Here is a 14299-nt window from a genome sequence, read left to right on the forward strand (position 1 = left end):
GTCAGATTCGAGGAGAGAGGTTTGGTCAGTAATCGTTCTCAAACACGGATAGTCCGCGCATATCATTATCTCTCTTTGACGTGTTTGTGTCCCTATGAATCTGGATATTCAGCAATTGGCTCTGGTGAAAGATAGCCGGCGAGCGTGGTGGAGAGGGTTCCGCCACACTGGGATGGCAGGTGACATCCGGAGTAAGCGACTCATCGCAGCATTGGAGGCCGCAATACCCGAACTCTCGTTCCACAGCGGCATCGTCAACACGGGAACGAAGCGGCACGATTGGGACAAAGAGGATTTGAGCAGCCAATGCGATATCATCGTTCACTCTGGACAACCCTGGGAACAGATGGAGGAGTACGTGATAGTGCCTCCGTCGGACGCCACTTGTATCATCGAGGTCAAATCGTGGGTCTCGAAAAAGGATTTCAAAGACGACGAGAGCGGTATCAACGCTCAGCTCACGAAATTGAAGAAAGAAACGGGGTTGCCTGTCTTCCTGGTCGCATTCCGTCACAGCACGCAGAGGGAAGACCTGATCTCTGCTTCAGTTGCGGACGGAACGTTCATTCTCGCGTCTGGAAGTAACGCAACGACAGAGAACATCGTCTATCCAGGTGCGTTACAAGCGCTTGTAGCCGCTATCGATGAAGCAGTAGAGGACCAACTCTAACCTGGTTGCTCTCTTCGGATCGCTCGTCGATGAAAATTCGGGGGACGAGATTATGAACCGAGCCGAGACGGTCACCCTCGTGGTTCGAGACGCCATCGGCGTCTCGTCATCACGAAAGACCACGTCTTTCGAACGACTTCGCTCGGGTGCTGCGACTCGTCGGGTTCAAATCTCTCTGGCCGCACTTGGCACTCGTCACGAAGTTCCTCGGTACAAGTGCGGGGGACGAGATTTGAACTCGCGAACCCCTACGGGAGCGGATCTTAAGTCCGCCGCTTTTGGCCTGGCTCAGCCACCCCCGCGCATGTGACCGTATTCCGAGGGAAGGAAAAGTGCTTTCGTTTTACCAGTCGACCGACAGCGTCCCGTCACCGTTCGGGTTCGGCGAGAGTTCTTCGTCTGTTCGGCGGTCGATGACGTGGATGACGCCGCGACCCTTCTTCGCGGGGCACACCTCTGCAGCGCGGATGTTCTCGTCGAGTTCGTCCTCGCCGACGAAGTACGACTTCGCACGGGCGAGTCCGGTTTCGAGGTCCATCTCCCAGTTGTCGGCGACCTCCGCGCACCGCCCCGCTCCGAAGCACTTGTTCGCCTCGAAGATTATCTTGTACGGCTTTTCTTCGACCGGTGGGGCGTTCTCGTCTGTGCCGAAGTCGCTCGGCTTTGGTCGCTCGGACTCCTCACTCATCGCCGGTGCTTACAACCGACCGGACTTTGCGCTGTCGGTCGTCCGCGACCACCCCGGTGGGACTATCGGGTGTGGGACCCAACTGAAGACGATGGGCGCGACGCCTCACGAGTACTTCGTCGACCGCTTCCGGAGGGCCACAGCGAGCGAACGCCGCCGGTTCGTCGCAGACCTCTGGGAGGCGCGCGGATGGGAGACGACGGTCGAAGACTCGCGCATCGTCGCCCACCGAGGGACGCAGACCGAACGCATCGCAGTGGTCACTGGCGGGTGGTTCGGACTGGGCCCCTCAGTCCCGAACGACGCTGAGGTCGTCGTCGCGCTCGCGCCCCTCTCGGCCCCCAGTGCACGCGTCGTCTCGGTGGACGAACTCTTCGAGCAAGTTCGGTACGGCCTCCCCGTCGAGGTCGGGAACCGACTCGTGGAGTCCCACTTCGGTGCCACTCTCGACGACGTGCCGCCGCCGTCTGCGACGGGGTTACCGCTCGTCGGAACCGTCACCGTGCCCTCGGTTCTTGTCGTCCTCGCCGTCGTCGCACTTCTCGTCCTCGCCATCGTCACGACCGCTGGCGTTCCGGGTGTCGACCCAGGATTCGGGGCGTCACCAGAGACCCAATCCTCGCCGGCGGCGACACCCGAACAGACGGCGACACCCGAACCACGACCTATCGCCTCTGGCGTGACGACGGCCGGTATCGAAAACGCGACACTGCTCGCTGCGGCGCACCGAGACGCGGTGTCCACCGAGTCCTACCGATGGACGATTGGCTACCGTGAGTCGATTGCCGGCGACGAAATCGGCCGCGAAGTCGAAGTCGTCCGTGTCGAAGAACCACACGTCTACTCCTCGGAGGTACAGCGTGTCAGTTGGTCGGGACTCAGAGCGTATCCACGTCCCACCTCGTCGGAGGATTCGTTCGCCGACGGAGCGATGCGATACGCTCGCCGGCCGAACGAACCCGACGGCCTCGCCGTCCGTGTCATCGACCCTGCGGTACTCGACGGTCCGGGGAGACAGGCCCTTCGTGCCGAACGCTACGTCGAGTGGTATCTCTCGACCGAACAGTCTCGGGTGGTGAACTCGACAGTCGAAGACGGCGTCACCGTCTACCGAATCGAAGGGAGTGGCAACGATTTCCCCCGCTCTCGAGACTACGAATTCGTCGCACTCGTCGAAGAAAGTGGATTCGTCCGGTCGATGCAAGTCTCCTACGAGACCCGTGACGGACTCGAAATCACCGTCTGGTCCGAATACGACTCGGTCGGCAGTACGACGGTGGAACCACCATCGTGGGTCGTCCGCGGAGGCCAGACAACGACGGCCGAGTGAGTTCGCTTACTCCTCGATTTCGACGGATTCGAGGACGACGTCGGACACCGGCTTGTCCTGACGGTCGGTCGGGACCGACCCGATATCCTCGACGACGTCCATGCCGTCGGTGACCTTCCCGAAGACGGCGTGCTTGCCGTCGAGGTGGGGCTGTGCACCGAGGGTGATGAAGAACTGCGACCCGTTCGTGTTGGGTCCGCGGTTCGCCATCGAGAGGACGCCGGCACCGTCGTGACCGAGGTCCGAGTGGAACTCGTCGTCGAAGGTGTAGCCCGGACCACCGCGTCCGGTTCCGGTCGGGTCCCCACACTGAATCATGAAGTTGTCGATGATGCGGTGGAAGAGGATGTCCTCGTAGAGCGGTTCGCCCTCCATCGTCTCGTCGGTCTCGGGGTGGACCCACGTCTTCTCGCCCGTGGCGAGGCCGATGAAGTTCTCGACTGTGTTCGGGACCTTGTCCGCGAACAGTTCGACGGTGATGTCGCCCTTGTTCGTGTGGAGCGTGGCAGTTGGGTTGTCGCTCATACTTCGTTGGTCGGGCGGGCGGGTGAAAACCGTGCCGCCTTCGGGACACCTGTCAGGAGACAGGTCGTCTGGACGGGTACCGTGTCACTCCCTGCTCACAGGAGTGGATGTGACCGTTCAGAACAACGCCAGAGTGCAGCACGAACTGCTATCGGGAGACGAGAACGGCCACTGGGATTATTGTCTTGCAACTCGAAAGCACGACTGAACTTCATATGGAACACAACGTTGGCAGTCTCGACCGGACGGTTCGTCTCGCACTCGGAGCACTCCTCGTCGTCGTCGGTCTCGGCGCGTTCGCTGGCCTCGTTCCGCTCGGGACGATTCCGGCGGCAATCGGTGTGGTTCTCGGTGCCGTCTTCCTCGTGACGGGATACCAGCAGACCTGTCCGCTCTACCTCCCGTTCGGAATCAACACGTCCGACAAACGGTAGTCGTTCAGGGCATCGACACACCCGAACAGCACTTGCGTCGCTGACTACTTTTCACGGAATCACGCGACCCCCCTACCTACAAGACATCCGACCGCATTGCGTCGAATATGCACACTGCGGAAACCGTGACGCTCGCTCGCCTCCCTTCTGGCGTCCCGGTGCAGACGACGGTTCACGTCTACGAACCAGACGACGGAACTGATGGGCCGACACTCTACGTGCAAGCCGCCCAACACGGTCGCGAGATAAACGGAACCGAGGTACTTCGTCGCCTCCACGGCCGACTCGAACGCGCCGAACTGACGGGACGAGTCGTCGCGGTTCCCGTCGCCGACCCGTTGACGTTCGACCACGTCTCGTACGTCACCGCCGAACAGATAGATTCGGTCAACTCCAACATGAACCGAGTCTGGCCGGGCGACCCAGAGGGGACACTCCACGAGCGCATGGCGGCGACGCTCTGGGAGTTCGCCAGCGACGCAGACGCTATCGTGGACCTCCACACCGGCAGTCCGGACATGCTCACGCACACAGTCTACCGCCGAAACGACGACGCCTCACGCGACCTGGCGGAAGCCTTCGGTGTGGACCTCCTCCTCGCAGAGGCCGCCGGCGAAGACGCCGAAGAAGAGTGGACAAAACGCAACTTCGACGGGAAACTCCGCGTCGCGGCCACGGAAGCAGGTATCCCCTCTATCACGCCTGAACTCGCGCACAACAAGCAACTCGTCGAACCGGCTATCGTCGCCGGCGTCGATGGCCTCCTCAACGTCTGCCGGAGTCTCGGTATCCTCTCCGGCGCCGTCGACTCGTGGGACGGCCAGACCTACCGCAACCACCTCGGCCGTGTCTCCGCGAAGACGTCGGGTCTCTTCGTCGCCCGCGAAGACCTGGAACTCGGCCGCGAAGTCCGCCCCGGCGACCACCTCGGGTGGGTGTACGACCCGACGAAGTACACCGTCCTGCAGGAAGTCGAAGCAGAACGCGCCGGCATCGTCTACTCGGTCGCCCGCGAAGCAACCGTCACTGCCGGAAAGACACTCGTCGGCGTGGCGCTTCCACTGGACGACGCCGAAGGCGAGTTAGCGACGGACGACGTGTTCGGTGACACTGACGACGAACTCGATATCTAGGTTTTCACCCCCTCGAAGTGGTGAATTTGCGGTTTGTGAGAATAATCTATATCGCCCCACACGTCGTCGAATCAACACGTACCCACGCTGTTGACTGTCAAGTCACAGTGTCGAGTGACCCCACGACGTCGCACGAGGCTCAGACTGTGGGAACCCGACGGGTCAGTAGGAGAACCGAATGACACCGAAACAGGACGGAGACGGACGAATCGATTACAAACGACGCGCGTTGCTGAAGGCACTCCCCATCGTAGGACTCGCGGTGGTCGGGAGCGGTTCGGCGTCCGCTGCAGCGGCCTATCCATCGGTCATTCCACTCCCCACAGGATTCCGACCTGAAGGAATCGTCACCGGTCTCGGCAACGAGTTTTTCGTTGGGTCACTCGCCGCTGGGGCCATCTACCGAGGGGACTTGCGGACCGGAAGTGGGGAGGTCTTCGTTCCCCCCGTCGAAGGGGGGGTCGCAGTCGGCCTCTCACACGACGCTCGAAGTAACTACCTCTTCGTGGCCGGCGGACCGACGGGCCAGGCGTCCGTGTACGACGCGAACACGGGGGCGTTGGTTGCCGACTACGGACTGCAGGGTCCACCAACCTTCGTAAACGACGTCGTGGTGACGAGGACGGCGGCGTACTTCACCGACTCGTTCCGGCCCGCGTTGTATCGAGTTCCACTGGGTGCTGGCGGAGACGTCCCCGACCAGAGCGCAGTCGAGGAGATTCCGCTCAGCGGTGATTTCACGTCGGTGGGTGGGTTCAACGCCAACGGCATCGACGCGCCACCGAATGGTGAGTACCTCATCGTCGTAAACTCGAGTACTGGACTGCTCTACAAAGTCGACCCAGCGACGGGCGATGCGACCGAAATCGACCTCGGCGGCGCGTCGCTGACAGCGGGTGACGGTATCTTGCTGGAGGGGAGAACGCTCTACGTCGTTCGAAACCAACTCAACCTCATCGCGGTGGTGCAACTCGACCCGGAAGCGACTGCGGGCGAGGTCGTCGACGAGATAACCGACCCACAGTTCGACGTGCCGACGACGGTTGCAGGCTTCGGAAACTCTCTCTACGCGGTGAACGCTCGGTTCGGAACCCCAGACCCAGCGAACGCGGAGTACGACGTGGTTCGCGTTTCGAAGTAGTCGAACAGTTACTCGGAACGAGCGGCGAGAGACGCAGCGTGAAAGTCGCCTCGCCTTCTCCTTTTAGAACGCGCGCAGGTCTTCGAGAACCTCGGCCGCAGCGCCAGACTCGATAGCCTCACGAGCCATCTCTAGACCTTCGTCGATGGAGTCGGCGTCTTCGCGGGCGTAGATGCGGAGTGCTGCGTTGAGGGCAACGGCGTCGGCGAAGCGGTCCGTGCGCTCGCCCGAGAGGACTGCTTCCGTAATCTCGGCGGAGTCGCCGGCGACGTCGTCTTCGTCGACACCCAGGTCGTCGTACTCGAAGTCCATGCCGTACTCGGCCGTCTCGATTTCGAAGTCGTCGAACTCGCCGTTCGTCCACTCGGCGACCTTCGTGTAGCCGGGGCGGATGTCGTCGTAGCCTTCCATGCCCTGGAACATGACGACGCGGCGCAGGTCGTGGTGCTCGCTTTCTTTGAACGTGTCCGTCACCTTCTTCGCGAACGCGAGGTGGTAGAACGACCCGAGGTGCGTCGAGGCGTTCGCCGGGTTGGCGATGGTCTCGATGGTGTTGACGAACGTGCGGACGCCCATGTTGTCGCGGCGCTCCCAGAGGGCGTGGATTGCCGGGTTGAAGTTGGGCTGGTAGTAGAAGCCGAAGCCGGTTTCGTCCACCATGTCCGCGGATTCGTCGGGGTCGAGTTCCGTTCGAACGCCGAGTTCGTCGAGGACGTGTTTGTAAGCGTCCTGTTTCTGCGTCGGGACGCGGTCGCCAGAGTGGACGACGACAGGCGTGCCAGCGGCGGCGGCGGTGACGCCCGCGGCGACGCCGAGGATAGCCGTCTTGCCCTTGCCGTCGTAGTTCGCCCCACAGTCGACGGGGTCGACTTTCGGCTCGGCGTAGTTGACGTGTTCGGCCATCACGTCGGTGTACGCGGCGAGTTCTTCGGCGTTGTTGTGTTTCCAGCGGTTGGCGAGCCAGAACGCACCGAGCGTCGTGTGGTCTGGTTCGTCTGCGAGGATGCGCCGCATCGCCTCCATCGCCTGCGCTCGCGTCATGTCCTCGGCGGATTTCGTTCCCGTGCCGACGACTTCTGTCATCAGACGTTTCAGCGGCCACTCCCCGAACTCACTGTCGACTGCTGCCATGCTCGTGTCTTCGAGTCAGTGTGCAAAAAACGTCCTGTTCGGTCTCGGTGAACGAGTACGCTCTCGCGGTCCGAAAGCGATAGGCCCTCCGACTCCTAACCCCGGACAATGACCGCGCTGTCGGACGACTGGCGGGCCGGCCTCGACGATATCGATGCCGCGCTCATCGACGAGTATCAGAGTGGGTTCCCGGTCCAAGAGCGCCCCTTCCGTGTCGTCGCCGAACGACTGGGAATCGACGAAGACGAAGCGCTCGAACGTGTCCGCCTCCTTCGCGAGAAAGGGATCTTCCGGCGGTTCGGTGCCGTCCTCAACCCACCCGTCATCGGCAGTTCCACGCTCGCGGCCGTCGCCGCGCCCGACGACCGATTCGACGAGATTGCCGAGATAATCAACGGCTACCAGCAAGTGAACCACAACTACCGCCGCGACCACGAGTGGAACATGTGGTTCGTCGTCACCGCCGGGTCTCGAGAGACTCGCGACCGAATCCTCTCGGAAATCGAAGACCGAACCGGTTGTGAGGTGCTCAACCTCCCGATGCTCACGGACTACTACATCGATTTAGAGTTCCCCGTGATGAACGACGACCGGTTCGCCCGTGAGAGTCTCGACGAGACGACGGTGAGCGCCACCCGTATCTCCGAGAACGCGACGGGTAACCTCTCAGACCTCGACGCACGCCTCCTCGTCGAGATTCAGGATGGCTTCCCGCTGACGAAGACCCCCTACGCCGACGTGGCGGCCGCCATCGACGCCGACACCGACGACGTCATCGCCGCTATCGAACGCCTGCTCGACGATGGCTGTATCAAACGCATCGGCTGTATCGTCAACCACGTCGTCACCGGCTTTCGGAACAACTGCATGGTCGTCTGGAACGTCCCAGACGACGAACTCGACGCTCGCGGCGAAGTCGTCGGCAGTCTCCCGTACGTCACCCTCTGTTACCACCGCCCCCGCCGCCCCGACCAGGACTGGCAGTACAATCTGTTCACGATGATTCACGGCCGCGACGCCGACGCCGTGGACGCCAAAATCGACGAACTCGCCGAGGAGTATCTCCCGTTCGACCACGAGCGACTCTACTCGACGGAGACGCTGAAACAGACCGGCGCGCAGTACGAAGAACTGGTGGGTTCGAGCGACTAACGCGCTGGCGCTCACACCCCAACCGTTCGTCGTGCTGAGACATCCCCGTTTCCAGTGGAATTCAGGTCTAACTCGTGCCCGACCGATGCCCGTCTCGTGCCCGAGTTCGGCAAAGTGACCCTGTCGTCGGCCCGTTCACACGCTCCGGCTATCGGTCGTTTCGCTCGGCCCACGGACTGAGTATCGCAGTGACAGCCTCGTTCATCGGCACGTCGACGCCGACGTCCTCGGCGTGACGGACGACCGCTCCGTTGAGTGCGTCGAGTTCCATCGGTTTGCCGTGTGTCAGGTCGTAGTGGAGTGACGAGTACATCTCGGGGGCGAGGCCCTGTGCGAAGTCGAGCCATTCGTCGACGAGTCCCTCGGGGAGGTCGACACCCTCAGCACGCGCGACTGTGGCAACTTCCGTCAGGATGTCGTGAAACATCTCCCACGAGGCGTCGGTCTCGCGAATCTCACCTATCGGAAGACGAGTCGTCGCCGTCATCCCGGCCTGCGCACAGATGAACGTGAACTTCCGCCAGAGTTCGACGGAGATGTCGTCTGCGAGCACCGCGTCGACGCCGTCACACTCGGACATCGCGTCGTGGAGCGCCTCGATTCGGGGCGTCTTTTCGCCGTCGAGTTCGCCGTAGACGAACCGTGCGGGACCACCGGTGTGTTCGACGACGCCGGGTTCCTTGATAGTCGAAAAGATGTACGCCACGCCACCGACCACGTGGTCCGCACCGACTTCGTCGGCAATCCAGTGCTCGCTATCGACGCCGTTTTGGAACGATACGACGGCAGTGTTCTCTCCGAGAAGCGGATGGAGGTCCGCTGCGGCGGCTTCGACGTCGTGTGCCTTCGTACAGAGGAGGACGTAGTCACACGCGCCGACGTCCGCGGGGTCCTCGGTCGCAGGGAGGTCCACGGTCGTGTCGCCGGCGACGCTCTCGACGCGCAGGCCGTCGGTCTGGAGCGCAGCGAGATGGGACCCACGAGCGATGAGGTGAACCTCGTGGCCCGCGTCTGCGAGTCTCGCACCGAGATAGCCGCCGACTCCACCGGCACCGAAGATAGCGAACTTCATGCTTCGAGTTGACGAGGCCGCATAAAAGAGGTTGAGGAGGCAGAGTCGTCACGTGGGTCTCGCAGGTCGTTCTCTCGGATGGAGAATCGGTCTCGATGGTTATCGTTGGCTGACACGAATATCTAGCGTATGCCTTCCATCAAATCCCGAATAACGTCCCACCCCGTCGTGTCGTTCTTCGTCTTCGCGTACGTGATTACGTGGACCATCAACGCGCCCGTCCTCCTGTTCGACATCGGCCCTTCGTGGACTGCGTGGGGTCTCTTTACGCTCGGCGCGCTCGGCCCGTTCCTCGCCGCAACCATCGTCCTATGGGCAGGTGGTCAGTCGGTCCGTGAGTGGTTCAAGCCCCGCCTCCGCTGGCGCGTTCCCCTTCGGTGGTACGTCGCTGTCGTCGGCATTCCAGTCGTGTTCCTCGCACTGGGAACGGCGATGTACGGCCTCCTCGGCTACCCGGTCGACCTCGGCGTCCTCGATTTAGGGACCGTCTTCTACCTCACGCTTCCGCTGTTCATCGTCTTCGAAGCAATCGTCGGCGGCGGGAAAGAAGAACTCGGGTGGCGCGGGTTCGCACTCCCACGATTACAGGCTCGATACGGAGCGGCCATCTCTGGCCTCCTCATCGGTATCGGGTGGGCCCTCTGGCACCTCCCGATGTTTTTCACCACGTCTTCCCCGCACGGGACGTGGCCACTCGGACAGCAAGTGCTCTGGGGCGTCAGCGTCGTCGGATTCTCTCTCGTCTTGACGTGGTTGTACAACGAGACGGGAAGCGTCTGGATTGCGATGCTCGGACACGGTGCCATCAACATCTTGAGCGGTCTCGTCCCCATCGACGCCGCAGTCGTCGGGACACCCTTCTACGAAGAGGTTCGTATCGCCGCAATCGGAACGTTCGCCGTGGCGGTCTGGATTGTCGCTCTCGTGCTCGTCGTCACGCGCGGTGCAGATAGCCTCTCGAAACACCCCGCGACGACGAGCGGATTACCTGATGCGACTGTTGCCTCGGCTACCCCTCGTCGGGCGGACTGAACAGAGAAAACGAGACCGACACCGGTTACAGCGGCGACAGTCGGGCCAACAACTGCGCCCCGCGAATTGCTCCTTCTTTCGCCAGATACCCGCTCTTGAGCGCGCCGACCCTCGCGAGATACGCCGATTTGATGGCTCCTTTCTTCGCCAGCACGCCGCTCGTCAGCGCGCCACGTTTGGCGTAGTACGCCGACTTCCGACCGGCCGCGCCGACGTAGTGTTTCGTACTCGTCGGAATCGGCGTCCGGCGGCCTTGAACCCGTGTCGACCCACTGCGAATCGCGTCGAGGATGTCGTCGCCCGAAAGCGAGGCGCGCGTCACGTCGGGTATCTCGATTTCGGTGTACGCACGGCCGACGTATCCGACTTTGTGCGCGTCACTGCCGGCGACACCGGGATACATGCGATTCGAAGCGAACCGGCGTGCGCGGCGGTTCTTGTACCCGGTAAACAGCCACGAGTTGTACGTCTCGATGGCGTCGAAGGCATCACCAGCGTTCGTGTCGTGGTATTTCGCCAGTTTGCGCTTGCGAATCCCGTGACGACTTCGTTGGAACGGGTGCGGAACGATGGCGACACCGCCTCGGTCACGAACCCACTGGGCCGTCTCGTCGAGTGGGCGACGACGGGGTGGGAGTTCTTCGACACCAAGCGCGAGTAGGTGGCCGTCCGCCGTCGAGACTTCGACGCCGGGGATTCCCACGAGGCCGTACATCGGGGCGAGTTGCGCCGCTCGAATGGACTCGTGGATGACGTCGTGGTCGGTGATGACGACGGCGTCGAGTCCGATTTCTGCGGCCTGCTCTAAGATGAGTTCGACCGGGTCGTCGGCGTCGTACGACCCCTCTGAGTGGACGTGCGGGTCGATTCGGACGGTCAGCGCGGACACAGACTCTCGTAATACGTCGGGAACGAAAAAGCCATGCCCGAAGCGTGCTAGCGCCCCACACCGTCTGTTGCTTCCCGGAAATCTCTCACAACCGCCTTCAGTCGCCCGGAGACGTCTGAAATCGCCGGGCACCACGCGCTCGTCAGTTCTCGCACACGGTTTCGTTTCAGCGAACCGTTAAGAATTCTCCCGTCGTGTGTTCTCATATGGCATCATCAGACGGGTTCGTCCCTGCTGTCGCACTCGACGAACTTCGTGAGGCGGGTCGAGAACTCGTCTCCGCCGATGGTCGGACAATCGCCCTCTTCGTCCACGAAGGCGAGGTGAGAGCGGTCGATAACGCGTGCCCGCACATGGGGTTCCCACTCGTCGAAGGAAGCGTAGACGACGGCGTCCTCACCTGTCACTGGCACCACGCTCGCTTCGAACTCTCGTGTGGCGACACCTTCGACCCGTGGGCCGACGACGTGCTCACCTATCCGGTCGAAATCCGCGACGGGACCGTCTACGTCGACCCACACCCCGAACTGGACGACCCGCCGCAGGTCCACTGGTCCAACAGACTCGAAGACGGCCTCGAACAGAACCTCCGTCTCGTGGTCGCAAAGTCGGTCATCGGACTCCTCGATGCCGGCGTCGACGCCACGGACCCGCTGGAGACCGGTATCCGATTCGGGTGTCGATACCGCCGACAGGGATGGGGTCCGGGACTCACGGTCCTCACTGCGATGGCGAACGTCCTCCCCGACCTCGACCCACTCGACCGCAAACGCGCCCTCTATCACGGCCTCCTCGAAGTCGGCAACGACGTGTCGAACGAACCGCCACAGTTCGAACAGGAACCACTCGGCGCCACGGACACGTCGTTCGACCGCCTCCTGTCGTGGTTCCGTGAGAATATCGAGGTCCGAGACCCATCGGGTGCAGAGCGCGTTCTCAGGACGGCCATCGCCGCCGGATACGACGACGACGACCTCGCACGACTCCTCGCGACGGCGGCGACCGACCACCGCTACATCCAGACAGGCCACGTCCTCGACTTCGTCAACAAAGCGTGCGAGGCGCTCGACCACGTCGGGTGGGGGTACGCCGACGAGGTGCTCCCGAGTCTCGTCCGTGGACTCGCGACTGCAGACCGAAAAGAAGAGTCTGCAGAGTGGCGTCGCCCAATCGACCTCGCTGGCCTCCTCGACGACACGTTCGACGAACTGGACCGGTTCGTGGAGTTCGGGGCAGGCAAGACGTGGTCGCGTCCCGACGATATCCTCGACCCACTCCTCGGTGACGACCCCGACGCTATCGTGGATACACTGGTCGAAGCGATTCGAGACGGTGCGACGCCCGAAGAACTCGCAGACATCGTCTCGCTCGCCGCCGGCGTTCGTGTCGCCCAGTTCGCCACGAGCAACGAGTTCAGCGACTGGAACACGGTCCACCACACCTTCACTTACGCCAACGCAGTCCACCAACTGACCAAGCGAACGGACGCGGTGGAACTCTACCGTGGTGTGTTCGACGCCGCCATCAACGTCTACCTCGACCGGTTCTTGAACACGCCACCGGCACCCCTCCCCGACGTGAACCCCGACGCGAATCCGCAGGCCGAACTCGACACGCTCTCGGCCGCATTCGACGCGGAAGGACGGGTCAACGAGGCAGGGCGCGCCGCCGCCCACTTCCTCGACGCCGGTGGCGACCCGGCGACACTCAGACGAGAACTCGGCGGCGCACTCGTCACAGAAGATGCTGGGTTCCACACGTACCAGGCGCTCGAAGCAGGATTCACGCAAGTCGCCTCACGGCCACCAGAAGAAGCGCGGACGCTCTTGGTTGGCGTCGCGCGATATCTCGCTGCTCACTCACCGACGCGCCGAGAGCGAGAACAGACGTTCACCATCGCGTCGCGTCTCCAGCGAGGCGATTCGGTCCACGAGACGGGTAATACGGAGTAATCTCGGGGCTTTCCGCCTGCTCTCACCTGTCGGCGATTCGTTCGCCCGCTTCGATACCGCTCCAGAGAGCGGCGTGGACCCGACCTTCTCCGGTCGTCCAGTCGCCGGCGAAGTACAGGCCTTCCAACTCACCAGACCGAATGACATCTCGGTTGGCGACCCCATCGGGGAGCGCGTACCGCCACCCCTGGTCGTCTACCCAGTCCGGGTCGCGCAATCTGTCGTCGTCGAGGAGGTCAGCGACCATGTCAGCGACTTCGGCGGTTGCTTCGTCCTGTGGGTCGTCGTAGTGTTCGGTCGACCACTCGGGACTCGGTTGGACGACGAGTAGACTCTCGCCATCGGGAACGTGGCCCTCTTTGCACTCTTCGCGTGCGACCCACCCGAGTGGGTGGGCTTTGTCCGTGTTCACCAGCGCGTACCACGGTTCGTCCACCTCGAACGGGTAGTGGAGAACTACCGAGCGAATCGTCCGGTACTGGACGCTCCCGATGGCCTCACGGAGTCCGACCATACACTGGTCGCCCCACCCCATCTCGGTGAGGAGCGCGGCCGTCTGCGGTGCGGGCGGCGTCAACAAGACCACGTCGTACGGGCCGTGACGGACCCCTTCGTCGTCGACGACAGACCAGTAGTTGGTCTCTGGGTTGTGGTCGATGGCCGCGACGCGCGTCTCGCGTTCGACTGTCGCGTCGGTCTGTGCGAGCATTCGCTTCGCGAGTTGGGTGATTCCCTCCGTCCACGTCCACTTGTGTTGGTCGCGCGCGTCGCCGCGGGAGACGACACCGTCGGCGTCGAACGTCCACACCGGTTCTTCGATATCGACCAACCCATCTTCTCCCAGACTTCGAACGAGTCGCTCGGTCCGGTGGTCGTAGTCTTTCACGTAGTTTGCGCCGTGGTCGTACCGACAGTCGTGTTTGCGACGTGTCGCGGCGCGCCCGCACACGCCTCGACTCTTCTCGAGGATGGTCACGTCGACACGCTCGTCTCGAAGTGCGTATGCCGCTCCGACCCCCGCGGCACCGGCTCCCACGATACACACGTCACGAGTCATCCCGACACCCCGCGTGTGACTCCTGCCTGCATCGTATGAACCAGTGGGTTCGAGGCGCTAAAAGACTCGCACAGCGGCGGGATTAGTCGGACA

Annotated in this window: 14 protein-coding genes and 1 tRNA gene; 8 read left to right on the forward strand and 7 right to left on the reverse strand. The window is 62.5% G+C overall.

The genetic code is table 11. The features are described from left to right. Positions 1-94 precede the first annotated feature (94 nt). Positions 95-670, forward strand: a complete 576-nt coding sequence (locus GJR99_RS12410; protein ID WP_151112606.1) for a DUF6602 domain-containing protein — start codon at positions 95-97, stop codon at positions 668-670. A 217-nt stretch (positions 671-887) separates the two neighbouring features. Here GJR99_RS12410 and GJR99_RS12415 read toward each other — a convergent pair. Together GJR99_RS12415 and GJR99_RS12420 are read right to left on the reverse strand one after the other, a co-directional pair. Beyond that, positions 888-972: transfer RNA gene (locus tag GJR99_RS12415), tRNA-Leu, on the reverse strand. A gap of 41 nt (positions 973-1013) precedes the next feature. Next, complete coding sequence (locus GJR99_RS12420) at positions 1014-1358, reverse strand: ferredoxin (protein ID WP_151112608.1); 345 nt, start codon at positions 1356-1358, stop codon at positions 1014-1016. On the opposite strand from GJR99_RS12420, the gene GJR99_RS12425 reads away from it, so the two are divergent. Beyond that, positions 1315-2688, forward strand: a complete 1374-nt coding sequence (locus GJR99_RS12425; RefSeq protein WP_225317637.1) for a hypothetical protein — start codon at positions 1315-1317, stop codon at positions 2686-2688. The genes GJR99_RS12420 and GJR99_RS12425 overlap by 44 nt on opposite strands. 6 nt (positions 2689-2694) lie before the next feature. On the opposite strand, the gene GJR99_RS12430 is transcribed toward GJR99_RS12425, so the two are convergent. Beyond that, positions 2695-3213 (reverse strand): peptidylprolyl isomerase, encoded by a 519-nt coding sequence (locus tag GJR99_RS12430; protein ID WP_151112610.1) that lies wholly within the window; start codon positions 3211-3213, stop codon positions 2695-2697. Positions 3214-3428: 215 nt separating this feature from the next. Here GJR99_RS12430 and GJR99_RS12435 point away from each other — a divergent pair, with 215 nt between their 5' ends. The 3 genes from GJR99_RS12435 (at position 3429) to GJR99_RS12445 (ending at position 5921) form a co-directional block, all read left to right on the forward strand. Then, on the forward strand, positions 3429-3647 hold the full coding sequence (locus GJR99_RS12435) for a YgaP family membrane protein (RefSeq protein ID WP_151112612.1): 219 nt from the start codon (positions 3429-3431) through the stop codon (positions 3645-3647). A gap of 107 nt (positions 3648-3754) precedes the next feature. Beyond that, positions 3755-4780, forward strand: coding sequence for a succinylglutamate desuccinylase/aspartoacylase family protein (locus GJR99_RS12440; RefSeq protein ID WP_151112614.1), 1026 nt, complete (start codon positions 3755-3757; stop codon positions 4778-4780). Between the two features lie 178 nt (positions 4781-4958). Next, the gene (locus GJR99_RS12445) at positions 4959-5921 is read left to right on the forward strand and encodes an SMP-30/gluconolactonase/LRE family protein (RefSeq protein WP_225317638.1); all 963 of its coding nucleotides are present in this window, start codon (positions 4959-4961) and stop codon (positions 5919-5921) included. Between the two features lie 63 nt (positions 5922-5984). Here GJR99_RS12445 and GJR99_RS12450 read toward each other — a convergent pair whose 3' ends face one another. Next, positions 5985-7052: an anthranilate phosphoribosyltransferase gene (locus GJR99_RS12450; RefSeq protein WP_151112617.1), complete on the reverse strand. Its 1068-nt coding sequence runs from the start codon at positions 7050-7052 to the stop codon at positions 5985-5987. A gap of 108 nt (positions 7053-7160) precedes the next feature. Here GJR99_RS12450 and ahbB point away from each other — a divergent pair, with 108 nt between their 5' ends. Further along, positions 7161-8204 (forward strand): siroheme decarboxylase subunit beta, encoded by a 1044-nt coding sequence (ahbB, locus tag GJR99_RS12455; RefSeq protein WP_151112619.1) that lies wholly within the window; start codon positions 7161-7163, stop codon positions 8202-8204. A 148-nt stretch (positions 8205-8352) separates the two neighbouring features. Here the strand turns inward: ahbB and GJR99_RS12460 are convergent, their stop codons facing one another. Beyond that, positions 8353-9276: a 2-dehydropantoate 2-reductase gene (locus GJR99_RS12460; protein ID WP_151112621.1), complete on the reverse strand. Its 924-nt coding sequence runs from the start codon at positions 9274-9276 to the stop codon at positions 8353-8355. Between the two features lie 129 nt (positions 9277-9405). On the opposite strand from GJR99_RS12460, the gene GJR99_RS12465 reads away from it, so the two are divergent. After that, complete coding sequence (locus GJR99_RS12465; protein WP_151112624.1) at positions 9406-10308, forward strand: CPBP family intramembrane glutamic endopeptidase; 903 nt, start codon at positions 9406-9408, stop codon at positions 10306-10308. 25 nt (positions 10309-10333) lie between these two features. Here the strand turns inward: GJR99_RS12465 and GJR99_RS12470 are convergent, their stop codons facing one another. Continuing rightward, positions 10334-11197 (reverse strand): CehA/McbA family metallohydrolase, encoded by an 864-nt coding sequence (locus tag GJR99_RS12470; RefSeq protein WP_151112626.1) that lies wholly within the window; start codon positions 11195-11197, stop codon positions 10334-10336. A 206-nt stretch (positions 11198-11403) separates the two neighbouring features. On the opposite strand from GJR99_RS12470, the gene GJR99_RS12475 reads away from it, so the two are divergent. After that, a complete protein-coding gene (locus tag GJR99_RS12475) occupies positions 11404-13149 on the forward strand; it encodes a Rieske (2Fe-2S) protein (protein ID WP_151112628.1) in 1746 nt (581 codons plus the stop codon). Positions 13150-13171: 22 nt separating this feature from the next. Here GJR99_RS12475 and GJR99_RS12480 read toward each other — a convergent pair whose 3' ends face one another. Beyond that, the gene (locus GJR99_RS12480; RefSeq protein ID WP_151112630.1) at positions 13172-14206 is read right to left on the reverse strand and encodes an NAD(P)/FAD-dependent oxidoreductase; all 1035 of its coding nucleotides are present in this window, start codon (positions 14204-14206) and stop codon (positions 13172-13174) included. Positions 14207-14299: the final 93 nt, after the last annotated feature.

Source organism: Haloferax marinum, from assembly GCF_009674625.1.
Lineage (GTDB): Archaea > Halobacteriota > Halobacteria > Halobacteriales > Haloferacaceae > Haloferax > Haloferax marinum.

Excerpts from the sequence above, each read along its gene's own strand:
- ahbB (WP_151112619.1), top strand. The coding sequence starts at position 7,161 with ATGACCGCGCTGTCGGACGACTGGCGGGCCGGCCTCGACGATATCGAT.
- GJR99_RS12410 (WP_151112606.1), top strand. The coding sequence starts at position 95 with ATGAATCTGGATATTCAGCAATTGGCTCTGGTGAAAGATAGCCGGCGA.
- GJR99_RS12460 (WP_151112621.1), bottom strand. The coding sequence starts at position 9,276 with ATGAAGTTCGCTATCTTCGGTGCCGGTGGAGTCGGCGGCTATCTCGGT.
- GJR99_RS12445 (WP_225317638.1), top strand. The coding sequence starts at position 4,959 with ATGACACCGAAACAGGACGGAGACGGACGAATCGATTACAAACGACGC.
- GJR99_RS12450 (WP_151112617.1), bottom strand. The coding sequence starts at position 7,052 with ATGGCAGCAGTCGACAGTGAGTTCGGGGAGTGGCCGCTGAAACGTCTG.
- GJR99_RS12465 (WP_151112624.1), top strand. The coding sequence starts at position 9,406 with ATGCCTTCCATCAAATCCCGAATAACGTCCCACCCCGTCGTGTCGTTC.
- GJR99_RS12480 (WP_151112630.1), bottom strand. The coding sequence starts at position 14,206 with ATGACTCGTGACGTGTGTATCGTGGGAGCCGGTGCCGCGGGGGTCGGA.
- GJR99_RS12475 (WP_151112628.1), top strand. The coding sequence starts at position 11,404 with ATGGCATCATCAGACGGGTTCGTCCCTGCTGTCGCACTCGACGAACTT.
- GJR99_RS12420 (WP_151112608.1), bottom strand. The coding sequence starts at position 1,358 with ATGAGTGAGGAGTCCGAGCGACCAAAGCCGAGCGACTTCGGCACAGAC.
- GJR99_RS12435 (WP_151112612.1), top strand. The coding sequence starts at position 3,429 with ATGGAACACAACGTTGGCAGTCTCGACCGGACGGTTCGTCTCGCACTC.
- GJR99_RS12440 (WP_151112614.1), top strand. The coding sequence starts at position 3,755 with ATGCACACTGCGGAAACCGTGACGCTCGCTCGCCTCCCTTCTGGCGTC.
- GJR99_RS12430 (WP_151112610.1), bottom strand. The coding sequence starts at position 3,213 with ATGAGCGACAACCCAACTGCCACGCTCCACACGAACAAGGGCGACATC.